19 protein-coding genes are annotated in these 19,070 nt (G+C 73.0%); 5 read left to right on the top strand and 14 right to left on the bottom strand.

The genetic code is table 11. The features are described from left to right. The first annotated feature begins 14 nt into the window (after nt 1-14). Nucleotides 15-1,472 carry an MFS transporter gene (locus B082_RS0120920; protein WP_018553769.1) on the top strand — a complete coding sequence of 486 codons (1,458 nt, stop codon included), beginning with the start codon at nt 15-17 and terminating at the stop codon, nt 1,470-1,472. A 7-nt stretch (nt 1,473-1,479) separates the two neighbouring features. Here B082_RS0120920 and B082_RS0120915 read toward each other — a convergent pair whose 3' ends face one another. Further along, nucleotides 1,480-2,010 carry a nitroreductase family deazaflavin-dependent oxidoreductase gene (locus B082_RS0120915; RefSeq protein ID WP_018553768.1) on the bottom strand — a complete coding sequence of 177 codons (531 nt, stop codon included), beginning with the start codon at nt 2,008-2,010 and terminating at the stop codon, nt 1,480-1,482. A 131-nt stretch (nt 2,011-2,141) separates the two neighbouring features. On the opposite strand from B082_RS0120915, the gene B082_RS0120910 reads away from it, so the two are divergent. Then, nucleotides 2,142-2,693 (top strand): MarR family winged helix-turn-helix transcriptional regulator, encoded by a 552-nt coding sequence (locus tag B082_RS0120910; RefSeq protein WP_018553767.1) that lies wholly within the window; start codon nt 2,142-2,144, stop codon nt 2,691-2,693. Between the two features lie 123 nt (nt 2,694-2,816). Here B082_RS0120910 and B082_RS0120905 read toward each other — a convergent pair whose 3' ends face one another. The 6 genes from B082_RS0120905 to B082_RS36380 all read right to left on the bottom strand — a co-directional run bounded on the left by B082_RS0120905 (nt 2,817) and on the right by B082_RS36380 (nt 8,718). Further along, the gene (locus tag B082_RS0120905) at nt 2,817-4,061 is read right to left on the bottom strand and encodes a cation:proton antiporter (protein WP_018553766.1); all 1,245 of its coding nucleotides are present in this window, start codon (nt 4,059-4,061) and stop codon (nt 2,817-2,819) included. A gap of 2 nt (nt 4,062-4,063) precedes the next feature. Further along, entirely contained in the window at nt 4,064-4,534 is a 471-nt protein-coding gene (locus B082_RS0120900; protein WP_018553765.1) for a cation:proton antiporter regulatory subunit, read from the bottom strand. Between the two features lie 194 nt (nt 4,535-4,728). After that, entirely contained in the window at nt 4,729-6,171 is a 1,443-nt protein-coding gene (locus B082_RS0120895) for a flotillin family protein (RefSeq protein WP_026250011.1), read from the bottom strand. A gap of 73 nt (nt 6,172-6,244) precedes the next feature. Further along, a complete protein-coding gene (locus tag B082_RS0120890) occupies nt 6,245-6,754 on the bottom strand; it encodes an NfeD family protein (RefSeq protein WP_018553763.1) in 510 nt (169 codons plus the stop codon). A gap of 105 nt (nt 6,755-6,859) precedes the next feature. Further along, entirely contained in the window at nt 6,860-7,345 is a 486-nt protein-coding gene (locus B082_RS0120885; protein ID WP_018553762.1) for a peroxiredoxin family protein, read from the bottom strand. Nucleotides 7,346-7,425: 80 nt separating this feature from the next. Beyond that, nucleotides 7,426-8,718, bottom strand: coding sequence for an MFS transporter (locus B082_RS36380; protein ID WP_234018198.1), 1,293 nt, complete (start codon nt 8,716-8,718; stop codon nt 7,426-7,428). A 77-nt stretch (nt 8,719-8,795) separates the two neighbouring features. On the opposite strand from B082_RS36380, the gene B082_RS0120875 reads away from it, so the two are divergent. Further along, nucleotides 8,796-9,557 (top strand): AraC family transcriptional regulator, encoded by a 762-nt coding sequence (locus B082_RS0120875; protein WP_018553760.1) that lies wholly within the window; start codon nt 8,796-8,798, stop codon nt 9,555-9,557. On the opposite strand, the gene B082_RS0120870 is transcribed toward B082_RS0120875, so the two are convergent. After that, a complete protein-coding gene (locus B082_RS0120870) occupies nt 9,527-10,174 on the bottom strand; it encodes a TetR/AcrR family transcriptional regulator (protein ID WP_018553759.1) in 648 nt (215 codons plus the stop codon). The two genes, B082_RS0120875 and B082_RS0120870, sit on opposite strands and share 31 nt — an antisense overlap. A 70-nt stretch (nt 10,175-10,244) precedes the next feature. On the opposite strand from B082_RS0120870, the gene B082_RS0120865 reads away from it, so the two are divergent. Continuing rightward, on the top strand, nt 10,245-11,684 hold the full coding sequence (locus B082_RS0120865; RefSeq protein ID WP_018553758.1) for an MFS transporter: 1,440 nt from the start codon (nt 10,245-10,247) through the stop codon (nt 11,682-11,684). Nucleotides 11,685-11,870: 186 nt separating this feature from the next. Then, nucleotides 11,871-13,565 (top strand): SpoIIE family protein phosphatase, encoded by a 1,695-nt coding sequence (locus tag B082_RS0120860; RefSeq protein WP_018553757.1) that lies wholly within the window; start codon nt 11,871-11,873, stop codon nt 13,563-13,565. Between the two features lie 4 nt (nt 13,566-13,569). On the opposite strand, the gene B082_RS0120855 is transcribed toward B082_RS0120860, so the two are convergent. The 6 genes from B082_RS0120855 to B082_RS0120830 all read right to left on the bottom strand — a co-directional run bounded on the left by B082_RS0120855 (nt 13,570) and on the right by B082_RS0120830 (nt 18,896). Next, on the bottom strand, nt 13,570-14,418 hold the full coding sequence (locus B082_RS0120855; RefSeq protein WP_018553756.1) for a GNAT family N-acetyltransferase: 849 nt from the start codon (nt 14,416-14,418) through the stop codon (nt 13,570-13,572). Between the two features lie 51 nt (nt 14,419-14,469). After that, complete coding sequence (locus B082_RS0120850) at nt 14,470-15,081, bottom strand: hypothetical protein (RefSeq protein WP_018553755.1); 612 nt, start codon at nt 15,079-15,081, stop codon at nt 14,470-14,472. Then, nucleotides 15,078-16,334 carry an MAB_1171c family putative transporter gene (locus tag B082_RS0120845; protein WP_018553754.1) on the bottom strand — a complete coding sequence of 419 codons (1,257 nt, stop codon included), beginning with the start codon at nt 16,332-16,334 and terminating at the stop codon, nt 15,078-15,080. The genes B082_RS0120850 and B082_RS0120845 overlap by 4 nt, the downstream gene beginning before the upstream one ends. A 49-nt stretch (nt 16,335-16,383) precedes the next feature. Next, complete coding sequence (locus B082_RS0120840) at nt 16,384-16,944, bottom strand: hypothetical protein (protein WP_018553753.1); 561 nt, start codon at nt 16,942-16,944, stop codon at nt 16,384-16,386. A gap of 3 nt (nt 16,945-16,947) precedes the next feature. Then, a complete protein-coding gene (locus B082_RS0120835) occupies nt 16,948-17,394 on the bottom strand; it encodes a hypothetical protein (protein WP_018553752.1) in 447 nt (148 codons plus the stop codon). A gap of 470 nt (nt 17,395-17,864) precedes the next feature. Continuing rightward, a complete protein-coding gene (locus B082_RS0120830; protein WP_037710648.1) occupies nt 17,865-18,896 on the bottom strand; it encodes a LacI family DNA-binding transcriptional regulator in 1,032 nt (343 codons plus the stop codon). Nucleotides 18,897-19,070: the final 174 nt, after the last annotated feature.

The following is a 19,070-nucleotide window of genomic DNA, read 5'->3' as shown; positions in this document are numbered from 1 at the left end:
GAGGAGACCGCCCCATGGTCCGTGAACCAGGTCCGTCCCACCGCTGGTGGGTGCTCGGGGTGATCGGTCTGGCCCAGCTGATGGTGGTGCTCGACGCGACGATCGTGAACATCGCCCTGCCCTCCGCCCAGCAGGACCTCGGTTTCAGTGACGGCAACCGGCAGTGGATCGTGACGGCGTACGCCCTCGCCTTCGGCTCGCTGCTGCTGCTCGGCGGCCGCATCGCGGACCTGGTGGGCCGGCGGGTGGTCTTCCTGACCGGTCTCGTCGGCTTCGCGGTCGCCTCCGCGATCGGCGGCGCGGCCCCCAGCTTCGAGATCCTGGTGCTGGCACGGGCGTTGCAGGGGCTGTTCGGCGCGCTGCTGGCCCCGGCGGCGCTCTCCCTGCTGACCACGACGTTCACCGTGCCGAAGGAACGGGCCAAGGCCTTCGGGATCTACGGTGCCATCGCGGGGGCGGGCGGCGCGGTCGGGCTGCTGCTCGGCGGGGTGCTCACCGAGTACCTGGACTGGCGCTGGTGCCTCTACGTCAACCTGATCTTCGCGTTCGTGGCGTTCACCGGGGGCTGGCGGCTGCTGACGGCCGGTGCGCCGACCGACCGGCCGAGGCTGGACATCCCGGGGACCGTGCTCGTGTCGGCCGGCCTCTTCTGCATCGTGTACGGCTTCTCCAACGCCGAGTCGCACGCCTGGGGTTCGCCGCTGACCTGGGGGTTCCTGGCGGCGGGCGGCCTGCTCCTGATGGTGTTCGCCCGGTGGCAGACCAGGGCGCCGCACCCGCTGCTGCCGATGCGGGTGGTGCTGCACCGGGACCGGGCGGCGTCGTACCTCGCGATGTTCATCTCCGGTGGCGGCATGTTCGGCGTCTTCCTGTTCCTCACGTACTACTTGCAGAAGAGCCTGTTCTACTCGCCGGTCTCCACGGGTCTGGCCTTCCTGCCGATGGTCGCCGTCATGATCGTGTCGTCCGTGACGACGACGAATGTGCTGGTGCCGCGGTTCGGTGCGAAACCGGTGGTGCCGCTCGGCATGGGCATCGCGGCGGCGTCGATGGTGTGGCTGACCGCCCTCGACCTGACCAGCGGTTACGCCGCCCATGTGCTGCCGCCGACGCTCTGCCTGGGACTCGGCCTCGGCATGGTCTTCGCCACCGCGATGAACCTGGCCACGGCGGGGGTGGGGGCGCGTGACGCCGGGGTGGCCTCGGCCATGGTCAACACCAGTCAGCAGGTCGGGGGTTCCATCGGTACGGCGCTGCTGAACACCCTGGCCACCAGCGCGGCCACCAACTACCTGGTGGGCCGCAGGCCGACCCCGGCCGTCGTCGCCCAGGCGCAGCTGGAGAGCTACGACACCGCGTACTGGTGGTCGGCGGGCTTCTTCGCCCTCGGCCTGCTCGTCACGCTGATCCTCTACCGGCGTGGCGCGCCCCGCCCCCATCTCGCGGAGGAGTCCGAGCCGGCCCGGGTGTGAGCGGCTGTCAGCGGTCCGGCCGGGCAGGGGGTGCGGCGCCCTCGGTCAGCCGGACGAACGGGATGGCCTCGCCGACCCGCCGGTAGTCCTCCGCGCTGCCGTCCACCGTGAACCCCATGTAGGCGCAGAGCCTGCGGGCGACCCTGGGGTGGCGGGGCGCGTACCGCGCCATCAGCTCGCCGCCCTCCTCGGCGGTCAGGACCTGCGCGGTCACCGCGTGGAACCTGCGGCCGACCTGCACGGTGGCCTGCGGGGTGTGTTCCAGGTTGCGGTACCAGTCGGCGCCGGGGCCGAAGCCGGACGCCACGGTCCAGCTCGGCCGGTCCGCGTGCGGGGCGGCCTCGACGACCTCGATGGCGGTCCGGCGGGAGAGGCCCGAGACACGGCCGGTATGGACGAGCAGCAGCAGCCGGCCCCCGAAGAGCGGCCCGAGCCCCATGCGGAACATGTGGACGGGCAGCCGGAAGGCGGTGCGCCGCCAGCCGGTCGGCGGGGCCGGGCGCCGGGGAGCGGGCGAAGCCGCGGGTTCGTGCGTCACTGTGCAAACGTTGCACGATCCAATGGTCGGTGCCACCGTCGCACGCGGACGGTCCGATACCGGTTGCGCACCATTTCGGCATCGGATCACCGCGGGTTCGAGTAAGAAGCCCGCGCGCGGTAAAAAGGGGCATGGCCGCGCACGGACAGGCACCCGATGACCCCCCGACCGCTCCCGACCGGGATGACGTCGACGCGGTGACGCGTGCGGTGCTGACCGCGTCGCGGCTGCTGGTGGCCGTATCGGCCCGGTCGCTCGCGGCGGTCGAGGACCGGGTGACGCTGCCCCAGTTCCGGCTGCTCGTGGTGCTCGCCACGCACGGGGACGCCAAGCTCGTCTCGCTCGCCGAGCGGCTCGGCGTCAACCCGTCGACCGCGATGCGCATGGTGGACCGGCTGATCGCCGCGGGCCTGGCGGAGCGTCAGGTCAACCCGGGCAACCGCCGCGAGACGGTGCTGCGGGTGACCCCCGAGGGGCTCAGGCTCGTCGAGGAGGTGACGGCCGGCCGCCGCCGGGAGGTCGCTTCGATCGTCCAGCGCCTCGCCCCCGGGCAGCGCGCCGCGCTGATCGACGCGCTGCGGGCGTTCACGGACGCGGGCGGCGAGGCGGCGGCCCCCGCCGAGGGCACCGACGCCTACCCGCTGGGCTGGCCCCCAGACCTCCCGGCCCCGCAGGACACCTGAACCGGAGCACGGCGGCAGACCCATCCGAAGAAACGATTGCTCAGAGATGGTCGTCACGCGGCGGCAGTCCTCACCCCGAGGCGGAAGGCGCTGAGGGGCCCCGCCGTCGCTCCGGTGGGCCCGTCACTCCGAGGAGGCCGAGACTTCCTCCTGCGCGGGCGTACGCGCCGCGGGGATCGAGGCGCCGCTCCCGATGGCCGGTGCCTCCTCCTTGCCGCGCCACTTCTGGATGAGCGCGACGACCGGCTGCGTCCAGCGGGCGGTGAGCGGGCCGATGATGACCAGGATCATGACGTACGCGGTGGCGAGGGGCCCGATCCGGGGCTCCGTCGCCACGGCGAGACCGGCGATGACGATGGAGAACTCACCGCGCGCCACGAGCGTGCCGCCCGCCCGCCAGCGGCCACGCGCGCCCACACCGGCCCGCCGGGCCGCGTACCAGCCGGTGCCGATCTTGGTGAAGACGGTGACGACGGCCAGCAGCGCGGCCGGCAGCAGGACCGGCGGGATGTCGGAGGGAATGGTCGAGAGCCCGAAGAACACGAAGAAGACGGCGGCGAACAGGTCCCGCAGCGGGGACAGCAGCTTGCGCGCGCCCTCCGCGACCTCACCCGAGAGCGCGATGCCGACGAGGAACGCGCCGACGGCGGCCGACACCTGGAGCTGCTGGGCCACCCCGGCGACCAGAACGGTCAGCCCGAGCACCACGAGCAGCAGCATCTCCGGATTGTCGGAGGAGACCGCGCGGCTGATCAGCCGGCCGTGCCGCAGCGCGAGGTAGAGCACCAGACCGACCGTGCCGAGCGCGATCACCAGCGCGATGCTGCCGCCGGCGAGGCCGACGCCCGCGAGCATCGCGGTGAGCAGCGGCAGGTAGACGGCCATCGACAGGTCCTCGATGACCAGCACCCCGAGGATGACGGGGGTTTCGCGGTTGCCGAGGCGTCCGAGGTCCGCGAGGACTTTGGCGATCACACCGGACGACGAGATCCAGGTGACGCCGGCGAGGGCGACGGCCCCGACCGGGCCCCAGCCGAGCAGCAGCGCCGCGACGGCGCCGGGGGTCGCGTTGAGCACGAAGTCCACGGCGCCGGACGGGTACTGCGTCTTGAGGCTGGTGACGAGTTCGGACGCGCTGTATTCGAGTCCGAGCAGGAGCAGGAGCAGGATGACGCCGATCTCGGCGCCGACGGCGGTGAACTCCTCACTGGCCTGGAGCGGCAGCAGCCCGCCTTTGCCGAAGGCCAGCCCGGCCAGCAGATAGAGGGGGATCGGCGAGAGTCCTATCCGGCCGGCGAACCGTCCGATGATGCCGAGCCCCAGGATGACGGAGCCCAGCTCCACCAGTAGTGCGGTCGTGTCGTGCACTGTCAGCCCTCCGCAATGATCTCGGAGAGCGTGTCGACGCCCTCGCGTGTTCCGACGGCGACGAGCGTGTCGCCGATGGCCAGCCGGAAGTCCGGCCCGGGTGACGGATGCGCGCTGTGGGTGCGCAGCACCGCCACGATCGAGGCGCCGGTCCGGGTCCGCGCCTTGGTGTCGCCGAGCAGTCGGCCGCCGTAGGGCGAGCGGCTGCCGAGCGGGATGTGCTCGGTGACCAGATCGATGCCATCGGTCCGTACGGCGTCGATCGGGGCGGAGTCGATGAGGTGGGCCAGCCCGGTGGCCTCCTGTGGTGTCAGGGGTACGGAGAGCCGGCACGAATCAGGGTCGTCCTGGTCGTAGAAGCCGATGAACCGGCGCCCGTCGTGGTGGACCACGACGGAGATGTGCTGACCCGACTCGGTCGTGTAGTCGTACTGGACGCCGACTCCGGGCAGCGTGGTGCGGTGGGTTCCCATGGCTTCCTCCCGAGGGGCGCGCGGCACGCGCGGAACACTTGGCGTTGCCTTTAGACCCGCATTACCTTATCCGGAGCCATCGGCCGCCCGGGAGCAACGATTTCCGGCCACCCAGGTCGAGGGTTTTGGGCCCGCACATGCGGGTGCCCGGCCGGTCGCACGACCAGCCGGGCACCCGGGGCACCGTGTGGGGATCAGTCGCTGATCTCGATCTTTCCGTCCGCCGCCTCGGCGGTCCCGGCGGCGGCCTCGGCCGCCACCGGCTTCGGGCCCGCGCCCTTGAGGTTCTTCAGCAGGGCGGCGAGGTCGACCCCGGTGGTGGAGCTGAGCAGCTCCATGCCCTGGGCGACGTTGTCCGTGACCGTACGGGAGAGCTGGCTCGCCCCGTCCGTCGAGATGACGGTCATCTTGTCGATCGCGCTCATCGGCTCGGCCGCCTTGGCGACGACCTGCGGCAGCACCTCGACGAGCATCTGGAGGACGGCCGCGTCACCGTACTGCGCGAAGGCGTCGGCCTTCTTCTGCATGGCCTCGGCCTCGGCCGAACCGCGGGCGGCGATGGCGGCGGCCTCCGCCTCACCCTCGATGCGCACGGCCTCGGCGAGCGCGGAACGGTGCAGCTTCTCACCCTCACCGGTCAGCCGGGAGCGCTCGGCCTCCGCCTCGGCCTCCTTGACCTGGGCGATACGACGGGCCTCGGCCTCCTGCTCGGCCTGGTAGCGGGCGGCGTCGGCGGGCTTGCGGACCTTGGTGTCCAACTCGCGGTCGGTCAGCGCGGCCTGGCGCTCGGCGACCTTCTCCTGTTCGCTCAGGACCTCCTGCCGGCGCGCGGCCTCGGCGAGCGGACCGGCGGCGTCGGCCTGGGCGGCGGCCGCCTCGGTCTCCGCCTTGATCTCGGCCTGCTTGAGATAGAAGGTCCGCTCGGCGATGGCGATCTCCTCGGCGGCCTTCAGCCGGGCCTGCTCCGAGGCGCGGCGGGCGTTCGCCTCGGCGATGTCCGCCTCCTGCTTGGCGCGCGCGGCCTCCGGGCGTCCGAGGTCCTCCAGGTAGGAGCCCTCGGTGGTGATGTCCTGGATCTGGAAGGCGTCCAGAATCAGGCCCTGGCCGGACAGGCTCGCCTCGGCCTCCTCCGCCACCTGGCCGGCGAACGCGGCGCGGTCGCGGATGATGTCCTCGACCGACATCCGGCCGACGATGGCGCGCAGCGCGCCGGAGAGCACTTCCTGGGTGAAGCCGACGATGCCGTCCTGCTGGCGCAGGAAGCGCTGGGCGGCGGCCCGGATGGCGTCCTCGCTGCCGCCGACCTTGACGATCGCGACGCCTTCGAGGTTGGACTTGACGCCGCGCAGGGTGACGGCGCCGCGCACCGCGACCGGGATGTGCCGGCTGGACAGGTCCAGGGTGAACTTCTGCTGGACGAACGGGACGACGAAGACGCCGCCGCCGACGACGACCTTCTGGCCGCTGTTGTCGATGCTGGCCCGGCCGGTCACCGGGTCGACCGACTTCTTGCCGCGGCGGCCGGTGATGATGAACGCCTGGCTGGGGCCGGCCACCTTGTAACGGGTGATGACGGCGAGGGCGAGCAGGAACAGGAGTACGACGACTCCGACGACGGCGATCATTACTGGACTCATCAGGGTGTCCCCCTCTGCCTCCTGGTGGGGGCAGTTGTATGGCGTGCGGTGATGGAACGGCGGGCGTACCGGGTCAGCGTTCGACCGGACGGACCGAGACGGCGGTGCTGGAGAGGGCCGCCTCGACCCAGACCTCGGCGCCGCGTGCGACCGGCACCGGGCTCTTCGCGGACAGCTTGACCAGCTGCCCGCCGAGCCGCAGCAGGACCTCGCCGTACCCGTCGGCCGGGATGGCGGTGACCACCGAGCCGGACGTGCCGACGAGATCCTCGTTGCGCGGGGTCGCGTCGGTCTGGTCCCGCATCAGCGCGCGGCTGAACTTCCAGGTCAGCACTGCGGCGACCAGCCCGGCCAGGACGCCCGCCACGGTCGCGGCGAGCGTGCCGGCGCCGGTCGTGCCGAGCACGATGGCGCCGCCGAAGCCGAGCATCGAGAGGAATCCGGCGATCACCGGAAGGGAGACCAGCCCGCCGAACAGACCCTCCAGCAGGCCTCCGAAGAGCCCTTCGAGAATCCCGTCGAAGACCAGGGACAGTGCGAGCAGCACGACCCCCGCGATGCCGAGACCGAGAAACAAGGTCACGTGATCACCCCTCCCGGCTCCGGCATCCCCCGAACATTTCCGTCGAACTGGCTGGATGATCCCATACGCGCCCCCGTGAAAACACTGCCGGAACCCGGCAATCTTTTACTTGGTCTTGATGCCGGACAATTGGTCGGCCAGGGTGTCCGCCGACTGGAACGTGGCCCCCAGAAGGGCCACATGCTTCCACCGCAGCACCCCGTCCGCGTCGATCAGGAAGACGGCACGCCGTACGCCGATCCCGGGCGCGGCGACCCCGAACAGCCGGGCGGTCTCCCGGCCCGGGTCCGCCAGCAGCGGCATGCGCAGCCCGTGGGCGCGGGCGAAGGACTCGTGGCTGTCCACACCCTGTGGGCTGATCCCCCAGACCTCGGCGTCCAGCGCCTCGAAGGTCTCCAGGCCCGAGGAGTACGAGCACAGCTGCTTGGTGCACACGGTCGTGTTGTCGCCCGGATAGAAGGCGAGCACCAGGGACCGCCCGCGCGCGTCGGCGAGCGCGTAGTCGCGCCGCTCGAAGGCGTCCCCGGCGAGGACGCCCCCGGCGAGGGTGAACTCCGGTACGCGTGAGCCGATGTGCGGTGACGATCCCATGGCGTGGCCCTTCGGTACTGGGCGCTACGGCGGTTGCCGGCGCCCGTGTCCGTACAGCATGCCTTCGCCAGGGGGGACGGTCAGTCGCCCGGCAGCGGTTCCGGTTCCGTGAGGAAGAGTCCGAGCACCAGGGCGAGCACGGGGATCGCGCACAGGATCGTGAACACGCCCTGCGGCCCGTACGCCTGGGCGGCCGCGCCGAGCGCCGGGGCGATCAGGCCGCCGATGCTGACGGCCAGGCCGAGCGTGACACCGGCCGCCGTGCCGGGGCGCCCCGGCAGGTAGTCCTGGCCGAGCTTGACCAGGACGGCGAACGGGATGTTCAGCGCGAGGCCCGCCAGGACCGCGAACAGCAGCGGCAGCAGCGTTCCGGGGGTCACCCGCAGCGCGATCAGGGCCGGTACGGCGGCGACGCCGCCCAGCTGGACCGTACGGACCATGCCGACGCGGTCCGCGATCCGGCCGCCGAGCAGTGTGCCGGCCACTCCGCCGACGAGGAAGCAGGCGAGCGCCACGCCCGCGATGCCCCGGCCGGAGTGCAGATGGCGGATCCAGAACAGCTCGATGAAGGTGATGGCCCCGAAGAACGCCACGGAGCGCACCACTTCGATGCCGGTGAGGAAGAGGAACGGCCGCCACCGGTCCTGTCCCGCCCGCGCGCCCTTGCGCGTGGGGGCCGCCGCCGGGCGGTGCCTGAGCAGCACGAACGCCATGAGGACCGCCGGCGGGATGAAGAGGGCCGTCGCGCCCACCCCCATCGTGACCAGCGCCGGGGTCGCGAGCACCGGGGCCAGGAAGAAGCCGACGCTGCCGCCCGCCGCGAAGACGCTCATCGCGGACGCGCTGTCCCCGGCGGCCTCCCGGGCCGCCTTGCCCGCCGCCGGGTGGAACATCGCGACGCCGAGCCCGGACAGCAGGATCAGCAGCCAGACGGCCGCGTACGGCTGGACGAGCCCGGACAGACCGAGTCCGATGCCCGCGACGGCGAGTCCGGCGGGGGCCAGCCGGGGCAGCCGGTAACGGTCCACCGCGAGGCCGATGAAGGGCTGCGGCACCGAACTGCCGAGGGCGGCGGCGAGGGTGAGCCCGGACGCGGCGACATAGCTGTAGCCCCGGTCCAGCACGAAGTACGGGACACAGGCGGGCACCAGGCCCTGGTAGAGGTCGTCCACGGCGTGCGCGGCGCCCCACATACGCATCCGGCGCCAGGCCGAGGGGCCCTGGGCGGACGGGGAGCCGGGAGGGGAGCCGGAAGGAGAAGCGGACGGGGAGGCGGACGGGGAGTCGGGCGGGAAGTCGGATGCGGTTTCGGATACGGATGCGGCCGGCGGGTTGTCGGCGGGCGGGGTCTGCCGGGCGGCTGGACCGGTCATGAGGGCGGCTCCTTGCTGAGATCCCTTCGAGGATTCCGGCCGGGCCCATCGGCGGGCTAGCGATAACCTGCCTACTTATGTCGCCAACCTGCCGCACCCTGCACGGCCCGGCCCGGGTGCCGCTCTCCCACCAGGAGCGCATCGAGAGCCATCACCATCTGGAGCACCAGCTCGTCTGCCCCTCGCGCGGCGTCCTGGAGGTGGCCACCCCGCTCGGGGTGTGGGCCGTGCCGCCGCACCGGGCGGTGTGGATTCCGGCCGGTGTGGTCCACGCCCACCTGGCGTACGGGCCGACCGAGCTGCGGGCGCTCAGCTTCGCCCCGGAGGACAATCCGCTGCGGCTCGACCGGCCGACCGTGCTGGCCGTCACCCCGCTGCTCAGGGAGGTCGTGGCCTGCCTGACCGACGACACGGAGCTGATCGGCGACCAGCGCAGGCGGCGGAATCTGGAGCGGGTCGCGCTCGATCAGCTGCGCCGGGTCGAGCCGCTCGGGGTCTGCCTGCCGTCACCGGCCGACGCCCGGCTGCGGGACATCGCCCGCATCCTCCAGGAGGACCCGGCGGACGGGCGGACCCTCACCGAGCTGGGGGCGGCCGTCGGCGCCTCGGCGCGCACCCTGAGCCGGCTGTTCCGCGGGGAGACCGGGATGTCGTTCCCGCAGTGGCGCACCCAGCTCCGGCTGCACCACGCGCTGACCTTGCTGGCGTCCGGCGGCTCGGTCACCGCGGTGGCCGCCGCCTGCGGCTACAGCGGGCCGAGCGCGTTCATCCAGTCGTTCCGGCACGCCTTCGGCACCACCCCGGGGTCCTACGCGGCGGGCGGTGCGGGCGGGGCGTAGTAGCAGAGGAACATGTCGACGCCGTGGGTGACCAGCCGGTCCGTGGCGTCGTCGTCCAGGGTCGTGCCGTACGAGCCGAAGACCAGGTGCGGGAAGACCAGCAGCGCGTAGAGCTGGACGATCGCGGTCTCCAGGTCGGGGATCACCAGCCGCCCCCGCCCGGCCAGCTCCCGCAGCGCGTCGGCGACCGCCGGGTGGTGGCCCTCGGGCCCGTGGCCCCGCCAGGCGTCCGCGAGCCCCGGGAAGCGGTGCATCTCGGCGGCCACGAGATTGCGCAGGGCGATCACATCGGCGTTGCCCCGGACGGCGGCCACCCAGGTGCGGGCCGCTTCGGTGAGGGCCGCGCGCAGGTCGGGGGCGTCGGCGAGGCCGGCCAGCGCGGTGGTGGAGGCGCCGCCGAGCGGTTCGTCCAGCGCGCCCGCGATGACCGCGGTGAACAGCGCTTCCTTGCTGCCGAAGTGGTTGTAGACGGTCACCTTCGAGACGCCCGCGTCGGCGGCGATCACGTCCATGCCGACGCCGAACCCGTCCCGGAGGAACGCGGCGCGGGCCGCCCGCACGATGGCCCGGCGCTTGGCCTCGGCGCGGGGTCCGCTGGGGCGTGGCCTTTCGTCCATGGGGCCGATGCTAGCAGCGACCTGAACTGAACTGTTGAGTTCAACTGAACTGGGCCGTACAGTTCAGTTCATGACCCATGACACCTCATCGTCCCCGCACGCGGCCCACCCGCACGCGGCCACCCGGAACGGCTCGGGGCTGATGCTCGCGCTGCTGTGCGCGGCCCAGTTCATGCTGGTCCTCGACGTCACCGTGGTGAATGTCGCGCTGCCCGACATGGCCGCCGACCTGCACCTGGACCGCACCGCGCTGACCTGGGTGGTCACCGCGTACACCCTCTGCTTCGGCGGTCTGATGCTGCTCGGCGGGCGCCTCGCCGACGCACTGGGCGCCCGGCGCACCCTGCTCGCCGGACTGGCCCTCTTCACCGCCGCCTCGCTGGCCTGCGGCCTGGCCGGCAGCGCCCCGGTCCTGATCGGCGGCCGTATCGCGCAGGGCGTGGGCGCGGCCCTGCTGTCCCCGGCCGCGCTGGCCCTCGTCACCACGTCGTTCCACGGCCCCGCGCGCGCCGGAGCGCTCGGGGTGTGGGCCGCGATCGGCGGCACCGGATCGGCGGTCGGCGTCCTCGCGGGCGGTGCGCTGACCGGGGGCCCCGGCTGGGCCTGGATCTTCTACGTCAACGTGCCCGTCGGCCTCGCCCTGCTGGCCGCGCTCCCCGCCGTCGTGCCCCCGCGCGCCCCGCAGCGCTCGGGCGGCCTCGACCTGCCGGGCGCCGTGCTCGTGACCGCCGGCACCGGGGCGCTGATCTACGGGCTGGTCGAGGCCGGGGACGGCGGCTGGGCCGGGACCGGCACCCTGCTGCCCCTCGCCGCCGCAGCGGCCCTGTACGCGGCGTTCGCGGGCGTCGAGCGGGCGGCCCGGAAACCGCTGATGGACCTGCGGATGTTCACCCGTCGGCCGGTGCTCGCCGGAGCCTTCCTGATGCTCGTCGCCACCGGGCTGCTGATCGCGTTCTTCTTCCTCGGCTCGGTCTACCTCCAGCACGCCCGCGGTCTCGGGGCGATGCGGACCGGCCTGGTCTTCCTGCCGGTCGCGGTGGCCGTCGGGGCCGGCGCGCACCTGGGCTCGCGGCTCGTCACCACGGCCGGCAGCCGGGCCACCGCCGTCGGCGGCATGGTGATCGCCACCGCCGCCTGCGCCCCGCTGGCCGGCCTCGGCGCGCACAGCAGCGTGTACGGGGTGCTGATGCCGGGTCTCGCGGTGGCCGCCTTCGGGCTGGGCGCGGTGTTCGTCACCGCGACCACCACCGCCCTCGGCATGGTCGCCCACGAGGAGGCGGGACTCGCGTCGGGCGTGGTCAACACCTTCCACGAGGTGGGCGGCTCGGTCGGCGTCGCGGTCGTCTCCACGGTGGCGGCGGCCGGGATCGAGGGCGCCCCGGGCACGTCGGCCGGATTCGGGGACGCCTTCCTGGTGTGCGCGGTGGCGGCGGCCGGGTGCGCGGCCCTCTCCGCGGTGCTCGTACCCCGGGGGAAGCCGGAGACCGGGGGAGCGATGCCGCTGCACTGAGGGCGACGCCGCTGCTTCAGGGGGGTCCGGAAGGCCCCGGCGTGCGCCCGCGGACCGGGCGGGACTTCGCGGACACGGCCCGGGTGACACCGGTCGGCGGTGCTGCGGATGCGGGAGCGGGCCGGGCGTTCGAGGATGAAGGGCCGGGCAGTGTGGCGGCCCGCGCCCTGCCCCAGGAGGTACGCCTTGCCGGTCCACGCCGACCATCCGCCGTCGATCGACGTCACGGCGCTCGCCGCCGTGCTCGACGGCACGACGGCGGGCGTGGCCGTGTTCGACACCGAGCTGCGCTACATGTACGTCAACCCGGCGCTCGTCCGCCACAACGGCCTCCCGCCCGCCGCCCACCTGGGCCGCCGCCCCAGCGAGGTCATGCCGGACATCGACGCCCGCGAGGACCTGATGCGCGCCGTGCTCGCCGACGGGCGGGCCCGCGAGATCACCTCCAGCGGCCGGCTCCCCGCCGCGTCCGGCACCGCCCGCTGCTACTGGCACGGGGCCTACCACCGTCTGGAGATGGGGGAGCGGGTCGTCGGCGTCGTCGGGATCGTGCTGGAGGTCGTGGCCTCCGACGACGAACAGCGCCGGCTCGCCCAGGCCCAGCGCCACCTGAGCCTCCTGGACAGCGCCAACACCCGCATCGGCACCACGCTCGACATGGACACCACCTGCGCCGAGCTGGCCGACCTCGTCGTCCCCGGGATCGCCGACGTCGCCATCGTGGAGGTCTTCCCCAGGGACGTCGCCCCGCCGGTGCGCCCGGCCCCGCCCGGCGTGGTCCGGCTGCGGCGCGCGGCGATGTCGGCCGTGCGGGGGCTGAGCCCGGGTGCCGAACGGTTCGGGGTGGCCGGTGACTACGTCGACCACCAGGAGGACGCCGCCGTACCGCGCTGTCTGGCCACCGACCTGCCCATCGTCGAGAACCTCACCGACGACGAGCAGCTGAACCGCTCCGCCCCCAGCCCCGAGTGGGCCGATGCCTACCGGGACCTCGGGCTGCACTCGGCCGTCGTGGTGCCCGTCTCCGTGCGCGGCGCCCCGATCGGGATCCTCGGCCTGATGAGGGGCGGCGGCTCGCCCGTCTTCTCGGACGACGACGTGGTGGTGGCCCGGGAACTCGCCGGGCGGGCCGCCGTCCACCTCGACCACGCGCGCCGCTTCACCCACGAGCACACCATCGCCCTGGAGCTCCAGCGCTCCCTGCTCTCCGAGCCCCGGCCGCCCCACCCGCACATCGAGGTCGCCACCCGCTATCTGCCGGCCGACCGCAGCGTCCTGGTGGGCGGCGACTGGTTCGACGTCATCCCGCTGCCGGACGGGCGGCACCTCAAGGCCATGGGCGACGTCATGGGCCACGGCGTCGAGGCGGCCGTCGCGATGAGCCACTACCGCTCGCTGCTGCGGCTCCTGGCCGACGAGGAGCTGCCCCCGCACCGCATCCTCCAGCAGCTGGACCGGATGGTGGAGCGCTCCGGGATCGACCGGGCGGCGACCTGCCTGCTCGCCGTGGTGGACCGGGACGGCGAGATGTGCGAGGTGGCCAGCGCGGGCCACCTGCCGCCGGTCTTCATCGACCCGGGCGCGGCCGGCACCCGGATCTGCGACGTACCGGCGGGCCCGCCGCTCGGCACCGGGTTCGGCGGCTACCGGTCGACCAAGATGGAGTGCGGGCCCGGGACGGTGCTGTTCATGTACACCGACGGGCTGGTGGAGCGGCGCGACGAGGACATCGACGCGTGCGTCGCCAGGCTCAGGGAACTGACCCTGCCGGAGGACGGCGATCTGGAGACGCTGCTGGACCGGGTGCTCGAACGCTTCGGTCCGGGCGCCGAGGACGACATCGCGGTGATGGCCTCGCGGACCCGGGTCGAGCCGGTCTGATGCCTCACCCCAGTTCGAGGCTGGTGATGCCGTACAGACCGGGGAGGTCGATGTCCGGGACCGGGCCCGTGTACATGCGGGCCGTCTCGAACGTCGGGGCGAGCCCGAGGCGTTCGGCCAGCCGCAGCGCCGCCGGGTTGGCGTCGGGCACGTCCACGGCGACCGGGGTGGCCGGGTCGGTGGCCGCGAGCGCGCTCACCAGGGCTTCGGCGATGCCCGGCGTGGCCGCGTACAGCGGTCCCACGCGCGAGGACGTACGGCCGGCGCGCAGCACCCCGAGGCCCCGTACCTCGCCCTCGTACAGCGCGGCGTACGCGGTGCGTCCCGGGGTGGTCGTCCAGGCGGCCAGGAAGCCGTCGCGCCCGGCCGGGAAGAAGCGGCGGTCGTACGCGGACACCTGGCCGAACGGCAGCGTCCGCACGTCCACGAGGGTGACGCCCGGCGGCGGTGCCACGTCCAGCGGGGCCAGGCCCTCGTGGCGCAGGTTCGTCCAGGCCGGACGGAAGCCGGACTTCCGGTAGTTCGGCTGCTGCTTCACCACCCCGTCGAGCCCCGTGTTGCGCCCCGCGAGCCGTGCCGTACCGGCGGCCCACAGCCGGCTCCCGTAGCCCTGGCCGCGCAGCTGAGGGCGGGTCAGGTAGAAGCCGAGGAAGCCGAATCCGGGGTCGTAGCGGACCACCGAGACGCAGGAGACGGGCGTGCCGTCGAGCCTGCCGATCAGGAAGCCGCACGGGTCGGCGGCGAAGAACGCCGGAGCGTCGGTCAGGCCCGGGTTCCAGTTCTCGGCGTGGGCCCAGTCCGCCATCATCCGGAGGTCGTCCGCGCTCGCTGTGGTGATCTCGAAGTTCGGCACGCCCCCACCTTGGACTGCCCGCCGGGTCCGTTCAACGACCCGCGGCCCCGCTCATACGAACAGGAACGCGCACGCCGTCGTCGCCCCGAGCGCCGTCCCGGCCGTCACCTGGCCGACCGTGTGGTAGCCGAGCGCCACCCGCGACCAGGCCACAGCGGCCGTCATCACATAACCGGACAGCCACCACGGCGAGTGGACGGCGGCGAGCAGGGCGACGACGGCCGAGGCCACGGAGGCGTCCACGGAGATCTTCCACACCGTGTTGACCGCCAGCAGCACGACCGTCATCGCCCACAGCGCGAGCATCGCGGCCAGGATGCCGGCGGGCGCCCCGCCCAGCACCATGACCGCCGAACCGGCGCCGATGGAACCGAGGATGACGAAGAAGATCGGCGCCCGCTTGGTGCGGTCGACCACATGGCGGTCGCCCCAGGTGCCGCGCCCGCGCTCCCACTCGATGTACCCGGCGGGCACGATCCCGGCGCAGAGGGCGCCCAGGAGACCCCAGAGCAGCCCGGTCCAGTGCCCGGCCGCCGCGAGGCCGATGGAGAGCATGCCGACGAGCAGCAGGTTGCGCGGCTGGAGGACGTCGGTCACCGTGCGCGCCACGCGGTGGTCGGGCACGGCGTCCGGTGCGGTGCCCGTGGTGTCGGTGGTGCTCATGCCGGCTGCTCCTTGCTCGCCGCGGAAGCGGATTCCAGGATCCGACGGGCCCGTTCCGGGGTCACCGTGCGGTACGCCGCCGCGACCCGGACCAGCCAGGCGACCTCGTCGTCCTGGTCGGTGGCGTGCTGGGTGCCGACGGCCGCCGCCTCGCCCGCCGGTGCCCCGGCGTCGCGGGCGATGAGGGCCGCCTTGATCCAGTAGGCGTCGGTGAGCGGACCGGCCTGCTCCCGGCCACCGGCCCCGGCGGCGGCCTCCGCGGCGGGGAACAGCGCGTCGGGCACGTAGTGGCGCAGCTTCTCCACCGCGTCCGCGATGTCCGCGGCCCAGCGGTCGACGCGCAGATCGGCCGGGGTGTCGAAGCGGGTCAGCTCGCGCGCCAGCGGCGCCGGCGGCTCGAAGGGCTGGTCGGGGAAGGCGGTCATCAGCTCGAACCAGAGGCCGTGCAGCCGCACCTGAGCCCGCCAGAGCTTGGCGCGACGGCGGACGTTGCTCAGAGCGGGGATGGAGGCGCCGACCGCGAAGAAGGCGAACAGGACGACCTGGGCGGCCTCGGTGACCTCGTCGAAGCGCAGCGCGAAGCTCTCGCCCGGGTTGTCGACGACGCTGACCCAGAGGAACAGCGTCCGGCTGACGGTGTATCCGACGCCGATGAACATCGCGAACGTCATCATCCCGAGCCCCACCCGCAGATGGCGCGCCCGCGCGCTCGCGGTGGCCAGCGCCCACTGGTAGGCGCAGACGGCGGACGCCGCGCCGAGGTAGAGGTAGAACACGCTCATGTACAGCGTCGCGCCCCACTGCCCGGCGTGGTCGGCGACGAAGCGGTCCGAGGGGACGGAGCGGTCGACCACGGTGAAGAACAGCACGGTCAGCAGGACGAGGGTGGCGGCCGACGCCTTGGCCGCCACCTGCTGGATGAGCCGCGCGAACCGTACGTGCCGGGGGACGGCCCCCTCGTCCGCGTACTGGCCGTAGATGGCCACGATGTAGCTGAGAATGGCCAGAATCGCGATGGTCGCCGTGTAGTGCTTGATGAGGACGGCGAGATCGGTGACCGGGCTGTCGTTGAGCCCGATGCGCACGACCCGGGTCTTGGTCCACAGCGCGACGGCGAATCCCGCGTAACAGCCCCACAGGGCCCGGCGCCTGCGGTCCTCCTCGTCGCCCCACAGGGCGGCCGGCATGCGCCACAGGGCGACGGCTGTCATCAGGCCGGCTACCAGATAGCCGGCGAGGTCGAGCGGGGTCACGGCGGAAGTCCTCGTGGGTGGGGGGCAACAGGGGCGGGCGCAACGGGTGCTACGGACGGCGGAACAGGCCCCCGCGGCGGTGCGCGACCGGGCGCGAGAGCGAGTTGGCGAGCCGCCCCACCATGTCATCGCTCGTCACGTCGCGGGCCATCCGGGGGATGAGTGAGGCGCCGAATTCGGCCATGCGTTCGTCGTGGGTGTCGTACTGCGCGCGTGCCTGTACGACGTCCGGGGTCAGCGTTCCGCCGGGGCCGACGACCCGGGAGATCAGGGAGGCGTCGAAGACGGGCAGCAGCCGCTGGAGCTGTTCCGCGTCGAGCGAGGTGCCGTGGTCGAACCACTCGTGGCACAGCTCGTGCAGGATGACGTGCTGGGTCTGGTACTCGGTGGGGCGTCTGCGGTAGAGCACGAAGCTGGTCCCGCCGGTCTTCAGCCGCAGCCCGCAGGCGGCGTTGACACGCGCCAGCCGGTCGGGCATCTCGTGCAGCACGATGGTGCGGCCGCGGGCCGCCTCCATGTTGGCGACCAGGCCGGGTATGGAGAACGGGGAGGGCAGCGGCAGTTCCGCGAGGCCCTCCTCGCACTCCCTGCGCAGCTTCCGCATGGACACGGGTCAGCCCCGCTGTCCGCCGCCGGCCGCCGGCCCGCGGTCCTCGGCGTCCCGGAGCAGGGCCAGGGCGAACTGGAGCAGCTCCGGCGGGAGTCCGTCCTCGTCGAGCCCGCGCCCGGCCAGTCCGCTGATCTCGCCGGTCCGCCGCTTGGCCAGGAACTGGAGCCCGGCGACGACGTCGTCGACGACCTCGGACTCCTCCTTGAAGAAGCGCCAGTCCACGCCGAATCCGAGACCGAGCGCCTTGAGGATCTCCTCGGACGGCTGGGTGACCTTGCCGGCCAGGATGTTGGAGAAGTAGCTGTGGGAGAGGGAGCCGCCCCGCTCCTTGACCAGGTCGGCGAAGACCCGGCCCGAGATCTTGCGGCCGGGGAAGGTCTTCTCGACCATGTACTCGACCTTCTGGCGCAGCGTCCGCAGCTCCGGCGCGCGCTCTTCGCCGTTGTCCATCCGGCCCCCACGTTCACGTCCGCCGCAGGCCCCTGTCCGGTCCCGGGCGGCGCTCGATTCGGTCAACGGGCTCGTACTGTAACCAACCCCCGGACCCCGACCCGGGGGCGGGACACCCGGGGTTGCGCGAGGGGGAGCTTTCCGATCCAGTGCCCGGAGCGGGCTTGCGCAAACACTCTAAGTCACTGTTAACTCAAAAAAACACGGGCAGGGGGCCACGAGGGGAGTCCCTTGCCCGTGAAGACTCCGGCGGGTCGCGGGCGGGGCGGCCCGCGCGCTGCCGGAGGGAGCGCACAGGGGTGTAGCCCTTCACGACGGGGGATGCGTGAAGGGCTACCCGTGCATTATGGACCCTGCCGACGGAAGTCATCAACTGACCGGCCGGTCAGTGTCCTTGTGGTCATCGGCGCCGGTGCGCCGCCCGTTGCCGGTTTCCGGCAGCCGCCCGCCCCGCCCGTCGGGCGCTCCGGTCAGCGGGTGTCCGAGCCCTCGCGCGGCGCCGCGGTGCTGCCCCGTTCGATGAGCCGGGGCAGCGGCACCCGCACGGTGCGGGCCGGGCCGCCGTCGAGCAGTGCCGTCAGCTCCCGCGCCGCGAGCCGGCCGAACGCCACCGTGTCCCGGGAGAGCGCGGTCAGCCACGGGGCGGTCAGCCGGCACAGCGCGGAGTCCTCCCACGAGACCACCGACAGGCCGCCGGGCACCTGGACGTCCAGGCCCGCCGCCACGGCCACCCCGGCCGCCGCCATCACGTCGTTGTCGTAGATCAGCGCGGTCGGCGGGTCGTCCCGCTCCAGGACCCGGCGGGTCACCGCGGCGCCCTCGGTGTCCGAGTAGTCCGTGGTCACCGAGTGGGCCCCGGTCAGGCCGCGCCGGTCGGCCTCCACGCGCAGGGAGCGGATGCGGCGGTCGGTGTGCGCGAGCGAGGGCAGTCCTGCGATGTGGACGATGCGGCGGTGCCCCAGCTCGTGCAGCCGGCCCACGACGGCGGCCATCGCGCCCGCGTCGTCGGCGCGGACCTGCGAGAGGCCCGGGTGGGGTCCGGTGTCGGTACCGGGCAGGGCGCCGATGACGACGCCGGGCAGGCTCAGTTCGTCCAGGAGGGCGACGCGGGGGTCGTCGGTGCGCGGGTCGACGACGAGCACGCCGTCGACCCGGTGCTCGGCCCACCAGCGGCGGTAGACCTCGCACTCGGCGGCCACGTCGTCCACCACCTGGAAGAGCAGCCCGAGTCGACGCTCCGCCAGGACCTCCTGGATGCCGGAGATCAGCTGGAGGAAGAAGGAGTCCACGCCCAGGTTCGCGGCCGGCCGGGCCACGACGAGGCCGACGGTGGCCGAGCCCTCGCCGGACAGGGCGCGGGCGGCGGTGCTCGGATGCCAGCCCAGCTGTTCGGCGACGCGCCGCACCCGGGCGCGGGTGACCTCCGAGACGCCCGGCCGGTCGTTGAGCGCGAAGGAGACCGCGCTCTCGGAGACCCCGGCGCGCTGGGCTATGTCCTTCATGGTCGGCCGCTTCGGTGCCACCGGTGCCTCATTTCCTGCGTTCCCCGTGGTGCTGACTGATCGTCGGGTCCGCTCGCCCCCGGGGCATCGTAAGGCGTCCCCAGCTCTTTGGTCGAGTGAGGCGACCCGCACAACTAAAGCGCTTGAGCAATCCCCATCTAAAGCGCATTAGTA

Origin of the sequence: Streptomyces sp. ATexAB-D23 (genome assembly GCF_000373645.1) — a bacterium.
Classification (GTDB): domain Bacteria; phylum Actinomycetota; class Actinomycetes; order Streptomycetales; family Streptomycetaceae; genus Streptomyces; species Streptomyces castrisilvae.
Note: the sequence above shows the minus strand (reverse complement) of the source record. Positions and strands in the feature narration are given on the sequence as shown.

Coding starts and splice junctions, on each gene's coding strand:
- B082_RS0120920 (WP_018553769.1), top strand. CDS start 15: ATGGTCCGTGAACCAGGTCCGTCCCACCGCTGGTGGGTGCTCGGGGTG.
- B082_RS0120910 (WP_018553767.1), top strand. CDS start 2,142: ATGGCCGCGCACGGACAGGCACCCGATGACCCCCCGACCGCTCCCGAC.
- B082_RS0120900 (WP_018553765.1), bottom strand. CDS start 4,534: ATGGGAACCCACCGCACCACGCTGCCCGGAGTCGGCGTCCAGTACGAC.
- B082_RS0120895 (WP_026250011.1), bottom strand. CDS start 6,171: ATGAGTCCAGTAATGATCGCCGTCGTCGGAGTCGTCGTACTCCTGTTC.
- B082_RS0120885 (WP_018553762.1), bottom strand. CDS start 7,345: ATGGGATCGTCACCGCACATCGGCTCACGCGTACCGGAGTTCACCCTC.
- B082_RS36380 (WP_234018198.1), bottom strand. CDS start 8,718: ATGACCGGTCCAGCCGCCCGGCAGACCCCGCCCGCCGACAACCCGCCG.
- B082_RS0120875 (WP_018553760.1), top strand. CDS start 8,796: ATGTCGCCAACCTGCCGCACCCTGCACGGCCCGGCCCGGGTGCCGCTC.
- B082_RS0120870 (WP_018553759.1), bottom strand. CDS start 10,174: ATGGACGAAAGGCCACGCCCCAGCGGACCCCGCGCCGAGGCCAAGCGC.
- B082_RS0120865 (WP_018553758.1), top strand. CDS start 10,245: ATGACCCATGACACCTCATCGTCCCCGCACGCGGCCCACCCGCACGCG.
- B082_RS0120850 (WP_018553755.1), bottom strand. CDS start 15,081: ATGAGCACCACCGACACCACGGGCACCGCACCGGACGCCGTGCCCGAC.
- B082_RS0120835 (WP_018553752.1), bottom strand. CDS start 17,394: ATGGACAACGGCGAAGAGCGCGCGCCGGAGCTGCGGACGCTGCGCCAG.
- B082_RS0120830 (WP_037710648.1), bottom strand. CDS start 18,896: ATGAAGGACATAGCCCAGCGCGCCGGGGTCTCCGAGAGCGCGGTCTCC.